At 36.1% G+C, this 7,701-nt stretch carries 8 protein-coding genes; 3 read left to right on the forward strand and 5 right to left on the reverse strand.

Translation table 11 applies throughout. The features are described from left to right. Positions 1 to 115 precede the first annotated feature (115 nt). Together DKG80_RS18630 and DKG80_RS18635 are read left to right on the forward strand one after the other, a co-directional pair. Entirely contained in the window at positions 116 to 625 is a 510-nt protein-coding gene (locus tag DKG80_RS18630; RefSeq protein ID WP_109832894.1) for a DinB family protein, read from the forward strand. A gap of 26 nt (positions 626 to 651) precedes the next feature. Continuing rightward, positions 652 to 1,728 carry an ATP-grasp domain-containing protein gene (locus DKG80_RS18635; protein ID WP_162555984.1) on the forward strand — a complete coding sequence of 359 codons (1,077 nt, stop codon included), beginning with the start codon at positions 652 to 654 and terminating at the stop codon, positions 1,726 to 1,728. Between the two features lie 100 nt (positions 1,729 to 1,828). Here DKG80_RS18635 and nqrF read toward each other — a convergent pair whose 3' ends face one another. From nqrF to DKG80_RS18655, 4 genes are all read right to left on the reverse strand, one after another. Next, the gene (nqrF, locus tag DKG80_RS18640; RefSeq protein WP_109832896.1) at positions 1,829 to 3,133 is read right to left on the reverse strand and encodes an NADH:ubiquinone reductase (Na(+)-transporting) subunit F; all 1,305 of its coding nucleotides are present in this window, start codon (positions 3,131 to 3,133) and stop codon (positions 1,829 to 1,831) included. Between the two features lie 117 nt (positions 3,134 to 3,250). Then, on the reverse strand, positions 3,251 to 4,237 hold the full coding sequence (locus tag DKG80_RS18645) for a radical SAM protein (RefSeq protein WP_109832897.1): 987 nt from the start codon (positions 4,235 to 4,237) through the stop codon (positions 3,251 to 3,253). A 3-nt stretch (positions 4,238 to 4,240) separates the two neighbouring features. Next, positions 4,241 to 4,594 (reverse strand): type II toxin-antitoxin system RelE/ParE family toxin, encoded by a 354-nt coding sequence (locus DKG80_RS18650; protein ID WP_109832898.1) that lies wholly within the window; start codon positions 4,592 to 4,594, stop codon positions 4,241 to 4,243. Further along, entirely contained in the window at positions 4,576 to 4,884 is a 309-nt protein-coding gene (locus DKG80_RS18655) for a hypothetical protein (RefSeq protein ID WP_109832899.1), read from the reverse strand. Before DKG80_RS18655 ends, DKG80_RS18650 begins: the two co-directional genes overlap by 19 nt. A 177-nt stretch (positions 4,885 to 5,061) precedes the next feature. On the opposite strand from DKG80_RS18655, the gene pyrF reads away from it, so the two are divergent. Beyond that, on the forward strand, positions 5,062 to 5,874 hold the full coding sequence (pyrF, locus tag DKG80_RS18660) for an orotidine-5'-phosphate decarboxylase (protein WP_109832900.1): 813 nt from the start codon (positions 5,062 to 5,064) through the stop codon (positions 5,872 to 5,874). Here pyrF and DKG80_RS18665 read toward each other — a convergent pair. After that, the gene (locus DKG80_RS18665) at positions 5,867 to 7,606 is read right to left on the reverse strand and encodes a 7TM diverse intracellular signaling domain-containing protein (protein ID WP_109832901.1); all 1,740 of its coding nucleotides are present in this window, start codon (positions 7,604 to 7,606) and stop codon (positions 5,867 to 5,869) included. The genes pyrF and DKG80_RS18665 overlap by 8 nt on opposite strands. Positions 7,607 to 7,701 lie beyond the last annotated feature (95 nt).

Consider the following 7,701-nt stretch of genomic DNA (forward strand, 5'->3'; position numbering starts at 1 on the left):
GTGATGGGCACATATAGATCGGTGTAAGGAACTTTTTTGTCGTAACAAAAGTTGAGTTTAGCAGTCTTTTTCAGTACTTATTTTATTTTTGATACTTAACTCTCTACTACACCTTATGAGCCTTGTTGTTACATCACAAAATATCTTCAATCAACTGTCTGAATTATTAACCAGACTATCTGATACAGATTATAGTAGGACTTTACCGATACTCAATGGTTCGTCGATTGGTCAACATGTAAGACATACTCTTGAATTTTATACTTGCTTGTTTGAAGGGATCCCAAATGGAACAGTAGACTACGATAGTAGAAGACGAGATATTTTTTTAGAAAGTAATACTTCTCAAGCTCAAAATTGTCTTGATAGAATATCAAATTTCTTAAAAAATGTAGAGGACAACATTGATTTGGAACTTATCCAGTCATACGGTGAAGGTGAAGATACTAGAGTTCCAACCAATTTGAATAGAGAGCTCATTTATAATATTGAGCATGCAGTTCATCACATGGCTCTCATTAGAGTTGGGCTAATGGAAATCGATTCTGAGATGGAATTAGACAAGGGGTTTGGCGTTGCAAGCTCCACTCTTAAATACAGGAAAGAACTCCAATTGAGTAAGTAATGTTGTCAGCTCTGAGTTTCCTTCATTTGAAGCACAGCAAAGAAAATTCAGTAAAACCAGACAATCAAAAGTCTATTTTTAGGATAAAGCTGTCTAGATGGGAATATTGGCCTTTTTGGGCTGTTTATTGGCCTTTTGTCCCTTATTGGGTCTGGCTGTCTCTTAGATCGAAGTCATTTTTCTTCTTTACAGCGGCAAACCCAGAGATTGAGTTTGGAGGAATGTTAGGTGAGGCAAAAGATAAAATCTATGATCTTATTCCAGATGAGTTTTTGCCTAAAACTATACGTTTTGAACCAAATATCTCCTCTAGCGAATTGTTAGAGACTTTAAACTCAAACGGAATAATATTTCCGTTTATTCTAAAACCAAACATTGGTAATAGAGGGTGGATGGTTGAAAAAATTTCTAGCAAAATCGAGCTTGAATATTATTTGACTGAAATAAAGGTTCCTTTCCTTGCACAAGAGTTCATAGATTATTCATTGGAGCTTGGTGTTTTTTATCATCGGTTACCAAATGAGAAAAAAGGTGTGGTAAGCTCTGTGGTGATGAAGGAACTTCTTCATGTCGTGGGAGATGGAAAGTCTACAGTTGCACAGTTAATGACTGATTCTTCAAGAGCAAAAATGCACCTAGAGACGATAAGTGAAAAAGATCCGATATTAGTTAATTACATTCCTGAAAAAGGAGAAAAAAAGCTAATTGTACCAATAGGTAACCATTGTCGAGGGACTAAATTTCTCAATGCAAACCATTTAATCACAGATCAGCTGACACAAACATTTGATCATATTAGCAAACAGATTGACGGTTTTTATTTTGGGAGGTTTGATCTAAGATGTAGCTCCATTGAAGATTTGTATCAAGGTAAGAATATCAAAATCATGGAATTAAATGGTTCAGGTGCTGAACCTGCTCACATATACCATCCTGGCCGTTCCCTCTGGAAAGGTTATAGGGATATAAAATACCACTTAGACAGACTTTGTGATATTTCTATTGCTAATAAAAAGGAAGGAGTTTCTTATTATTCTACTTGGCAAGGATTGAAAGCATTGTTGGAAGTGAGGTCTTATAATCGATCTTTTAGAAAGAACTAAATCAACTTATTTCTATTTATATAGCCAATTTATAAAGTAGTAGAAATAAAAAAGCCGCTTCATTTTTGGAGCGGCTTTCGTAAAATTCGTTTTTGACAGATCAACCTCCGAAATCATCAAATGATACATTTTCTGGAGGAACCCCCCAGTCATCACACATTTTCAAAACTGCTTGGTTCATCATTGGAGGCCCACAGAAATAGAACTCAATATCCTCTGGTGCATCGTGTTTCTTAAGTTGCTGATCAATCACTGCATTGTGAACGAAACCTAAGAAGCCATCACCCTCTTTATCATCCATATCTTTCTTCTCTACCCAGTTATCTTCTGGCAATGGATCTGAAAGTACGATTTCAAATTGGAAGTTAGGAAACTCTCTTTCGATTTGTCTAAAATCTTCTTCGTAGAATAGTTCTCTTTTAGATCTACCACCGTACCAGTAAGTTACTTTTCTACCAGTTTTTAAAGTATGGAATAAGTGGAAGAGATGAGATCTCATTGGAGCCATACCAGCACCACCACCTACATAAATCATTTCAGATTCAGTCTCTTTGATGAAGAATTCGCCATAAGGTCCAGAAATGGTTACTTTGTCACCTACTTTTCTAGAGAAAATATAAGAAGAACAAATACCTGGATTTACATCCATCCATGCGTTTTTGTTTCTATCCCAAGGCGGAGTTGCGATACGAATAGTCAGCATCACAATGTTTCCTTCTGCTGGGTGGTTAGCCATAGAGTATGCTCTGAAGATTTCTTCATCATTTTTCATCTTCAGATCCCACAGACCGAATTTATCCCAGTCCTCTTTGAACTTATCTGGACCAGCTGGATCGCTAGGGTCCGGAGAAATATCAATGTCTTTGTAATCAACTTCAATTTTAGGAACATCTATTTGGATGTATCCACCAGCTTCAAAGTTCAGAGTTTCGCCTTCTGGAAGCTTTACAGTAAATGCCTTGATAAAAGTGGCCACATTGTAGTTAGAGATAACTTCACACTCCCACTTCTTAATTCCAAAAATCTCTTCTGGAATCTCGATTTGCATGTCGTTCTTCACTTTTACCTGACATGCAAGTCTCACGTTTTCTTTTTGTTCGGTTCTGCTCAAGTGACCTACCTCAGTAGGAAGAACATCTCCTCCTCCTTCGATCACTTTACACTTACACATGGCACATGTACCACCTCCACCACATGCAGATGGAAGAAATACTTTTTCAGCACTAAGTGTACTTAATAGAGTAGAACCAGCACCGGTCACGATAGGTTTAGATGAGTCTCCGTTTACCACGATATTCACATCACCAGACTGAACCAATTTGGATTGCGCAAAGAGTAGGATTAGTACTAGCGCAATGATCACTACTAAAAAAGCAGCAATCGAGGTCATAATTATAAAGGACATTGCTTAACTGTTAAAATTTCTGTCTCGAATATACCGCGCAAATATAGAAGAATAAAAAGGTAATAGCTCAAGCAAAAAAGCTAAATCTAAGTAGCCAAATGACTCTAATCAGCTTTTTTAAGACATAGGAAGTAGATTTTTCCAAGTTCCTTTGATTCGATTGTATTTGAAAGTACTGGGAATTGCTTTCCAAAAATACTTATTGACATGAGTAGAGAAGGTGGGCTGCATGTAACAATTGATCGTACAGCCTTGACATTCTGGAAGTTTTCCTTCGAGTGAAATCAGTCGTTGAGCTTCTTTCGAGTGATATACTTTTTCTAACTCGCCTCCAATAGGAAATGATTTTTCACCCAGATGATAACAAGGCAAAATCAATTCGTTCTCCGGACTAATAACGATGGTGGTAGAGGCTGCTTTACAAACGGGGCTTTTTACTTGATTACCACCGTCTTTCCTTAGTTCCAAAAATGCATTATTGATATATACATTTTTTTCCCTACCCCATTCTTTTAATATTGATAAAGAATGTTGGCTTAAACCTTCTCCAGTTTTTACTTGGTTGTATTCGAATGACGGGTTAAGAATTAAAATAAGGTCATTTGGGATACAAATTTCTTTATATACTGCTTTAATATCCTCTATATTCTCTTCAAATACGGTAAAAAGAATATCAGGTCGCTCATTTAGGCTTTTTGCTATTTCAATTGACTTCATCACATGATTAAAACAAGATACGCCTCGCATTTTGTCATGCTTAGCTGCATCTGCTGTATCCAAACTAAAATGCAGCATATCTACATTTCCTTTTAAACGTTCTGCAAACTTTGGATAGAGTAGACCATTTGTGGTGATGGTAGTAATGAACCCCATTCTCTTGGCAAGGGAAGCAAATTCGTCTATTTGTTTGTGTAGCAGGGGCTCTCCACCTGTGAAATCTATTACTTTAACTCCGAGTTGTTTTAGAGACTTTAAGTTTTCTGTTACTTGGTCGAGCGTCACATAGGGAGAAGGTTTTTCCCATATATCACAAAAACTACATTTGGCATTGCAGCGGTAGGTAACATAGTAGTTGCAAAGGATAGGATGCTTGATTAGACGCACAGCTTAAGATTTCTTTTTTCTGGAAGCTTGCTTTTTCTCTTCGTTAAGCAGCTTTTCCTTAGACTTTTTTTGTTTTCTAGACTCTAGAATGTCTATTGGAAATATGCCAGTAACGGTTACTTGATCCTGACGGATTTTATAGTAAATCTTATAATCTCCGCAGATTGTTTCTCTCATACCAGGGAAGCTAGAATCAACACCTGCGAAATTATATTTTGAAATATACTTCATATGAACTCGGATCAGCAGAGCAACCTTTCTTGCTTCAATGCGATCCTGGTTTTTTGCTAGCCCCTCGAGAATTTCCTGACGAGCTTCTCGTGCAGTCAATGTCCAATTTATAGGCTGCTGATCCATTCGTCCTCTTCGTGTTGAATTTTACGTTCAGTAATGATGAGCCTTTCTTTAATGTCTTGTTCACTTCTCGTCAACATTAATTGTTCATGCATAGATAAGTCTGTACGCTCCATGTCTTTTCGCATAATACCTGCAGTGTTGATGGTTTTATTCTTGATCATCATGGCCATTTCAAACTCCTCCGTGGCATCTTCCGGAACTAAATTGTACAAACTACCAATGTTTTCCATGAGCTCAATTAGATAGGCGAGCTCTTTTTTATCTCTTGGTTTGATCAGAAGTGATTCCATTAATCGCAAAAATACTTATTTCTATTAAACGAAAAATTCTGCTCATCATGCAGAGTATTTAACGGATTTGAATGTTATGCATATTTAGTGACAAGAGAGTGAGTAGTGAGGCAAATTAGATGAAAAGACTTGCTTAGCTTCTCAATAGAAATAATTGAAGCTATTAGTTTTGCAGCCATGAACAAAGCACAACTTTTTAACCAAATAAAAGAAAAGAAGTCCTTTCTATGCGTAGGGTTGGATTCAGATCTCAAAAAAATCCCTCAACACTTATTGGATTTTGAAGATCCTATTTTCGAATTCAACAAACAAATCATTGATTCAACTAAGGATGTCACAGTTGCTTATAAACCAAACATCGCTTTTTACGAGGCGATGGGATCTAAAGGCTGGGACTCTCTAGAAAAAACTATAAACTATATTCCTAAAGAAATTTTCACAATCGCAGATGCGAAAAGAGGAGATATAGGTAATACATCATCGCTTTACGCAAGAGCATTTTTCGAAAACTTAAATTTTGATTCAGTAACTGTTGCACCATACATGGGATCTGATTCGGTCAAGCCGTTCTTGGAGTTTGAGAATAAATGGGTGATTCTACTCGGTGTAACTTCAAATGAAGGGGGTAAGGATTTCCAGTTTCTTGAGTCCAACGGCAAACCATTGTATCAACATGTTTTAGGCAAATCATCTGAATGGGGTAATACTGATAACATGATGTATGTCGTCGGAGCTACTCGACCAGAATATTTGGAAGATATACGGAAAACAATTCCAGACCATTTTTTATTAGTTCCTGGTGTAGGTGCACAAGGCGGAGACTTAGAGGAGGTTTGTAAATATGGTCTTAATAGTACTTGTGGCCTTTTGATTAACTCAGCAAGAGGGATCATTTATGCTTCTAATAAAGAAGATTTTGCAGAAAAAGCTGGAGAAGAAGCTATAAAACTTCAACAGCAGATGGCGCCATTTGTAGAATCTCTTATATAGTCATAGATCTATTTTTCTCAGGTACGGATTCAGAGATAATTGATTCGATATACTCCAAAAGGTCTTGTTCTACGTCGAGACCTATTTTTTTCCTCATTCGACGTTTACTCTGTTCCACTGCTTTTTTGGTTACATTGAGTATTCGAGCGATTTCTTTATTTGATAGTTTCATCTTCATAAAGGCACAAATTTTGAGATCGTTTTGTGAAAGCATAGGAAGACTTTTCTCGATTCTTTCGAAGAAGTCTTTATGGACATTTTCGAAATGAATTTTGAACGAATTCCAGTGATCTTCGAATGAATCAATTTCGTCAATTTGCTTAATGATATCTTTATATAATCTAACTTCATTATTCTGAAGTCCTATTTCTGCTACAGCTCTCAATTCAGAAAGCTGTTCTTTTAGGTTGATTTGTTGTATCGAAGATGTGCTTAGTGCCCTAGATTTTTTTTCTACTTCCATCTCCAATATCTCTTTTTGAAGTACCTCTTGAGAAAGTTGTGCCTCCTTAAGCTCATTTTGGTATTTCATTTCTATGAGTTCTCTCCTTGACACCCTGAATTTGATAGCGACCGCAAATGAAAAACAAATGATTTCAAGCATCAGAGCAAACATTGATAGATATGAACCTGATGATATACTAATTAAACCAAATAAGGAAGCTATTTGTACGAATCCTACAGATAACAAAAACAAATTGCCTAATAAGAAATATCGTGCATAGGTATATTCAATTGATCTCAAAAACGCGCCTATCAAAGTCGATGTGAAAAGTAGAACGGATGATATGGTAAATACAAAAAATACTTCTTGATACCACGACATCATCATCATGAATATCAGTATTGGATATATCCAAAGTGAGAATTTAAAGACATTATAAAGCTTTAAGTTCAATTCCTTGATATTCAAAAATTGCATGGAGAATATCATATAAATAGGGATACCAATAAGGGCTGGGAAAAATCTTAGATTACGTTCAAAATCAAAAGTTTCCATCCAACCATATTGTATGTGTATGTTAGAAACATTGATTGCTAGCCAGACAAAGCAAAAGTTGTAAATAGCCAACAGGATGTATTCTAGATAAGAGGAGCATATAGCTATTCCGACGTTATAACAAGCCATCATCAGGATTCCTCCTAAAAAGAAGAAAAGCAGACTATCTGAGAGCTTATAGTCTTTTTCATATGATTCATTCAAATATACTTTTTGGCAATTACTAGTGAAATAAGATGCCAATTCTCGGGAATTTCGGGTAATCGATTTAAGCTGTAGAAGATATGTTTTATTGGATTTTCTTGGTTGCACAAATTGAAGTCCTGAATTGAAAGTATTTCGATTGGCTAAATAGCCTGAAGAGCTAATGAGCTTCTCTTTACCATTACTAACTTCATACAAGTGACATTCGTCAAAAAACTTGGTATTGATAAATAGACTTTCATCGTAAGAGAGGTCGCTAACAAGCTCAAATTTGATCCAGATGGATTCAATATCGTCATTGAGTACAAGTTTATTGAACTCAAGAAATTCTGCTTCTAGGACTTGATCAACGTATGTATCGTTGTTTGTTATCTGATAGCAGGAATATTTCTCTAGACAGACCCAGTCTTTAACATCGCTTATTTGAATTGGTTTTGCTAAGCATGGTACACTTAGAATTGAACATACTAATCCACGGTAAAATGAACTTACAATTTTTCTCCTAGCTGTCACAATTTCTCCCTTCAAATTCAGAAAGATCTAATCGTGCGAAAGTATTGGTCTAGTAATAACTAATTATTGATCCAGTGTTATCAAGCCATTACATCATATGATCTTTTTTA

Source organism: Reichenbachiella versicolor (assembly GCF_003171675.1).
Lineage (GTDB): Bacteria > Bacteroidota > Bacteroidia > Cytophagales > Cyclobacteriaceae > Reichenbachiella > Reichenbachiella versicolor.

Excerpts from the sequence above, each read along its gene's own strand:
- DKG80_RS18630 (WP_109832894.1), top strand. The coding sequence starts at position 116 with ATGAGCCTTGTTGTTACATCACAAAATATCTTCAATCAACTGTCTGAA.
- nqrF (WP_109832896.1), bottom strand. The coding sequence starts at position 3,133 with ATGTCCTTTATAATTATGACCTCGATTGCTGCTTTTTTAGTAGTGATC.
- DKG80_RS18650 (WP_109832898.1), bottom strand. The coding sequence starts at position 4,594 with ATGGATCAGCAGCCTATAAATTGGACATTGACTGCACGAGAAGCTCGT.
- DKG80_RS18655 (WP_109832899.1), bottom strand. The coding sequence starts at position 4,884 with ATGGAATCACTTCTGATCAAACCAAGAGATAAAAAAGAGCTCGCCTAT.
- pyrF (WP_109832900.1), top strand. The coding sequence starts at position 5,062 with ATGAACAAAGCACAACTTTTTAACCAAATAAAAGAAAAGAAGTCCTTT.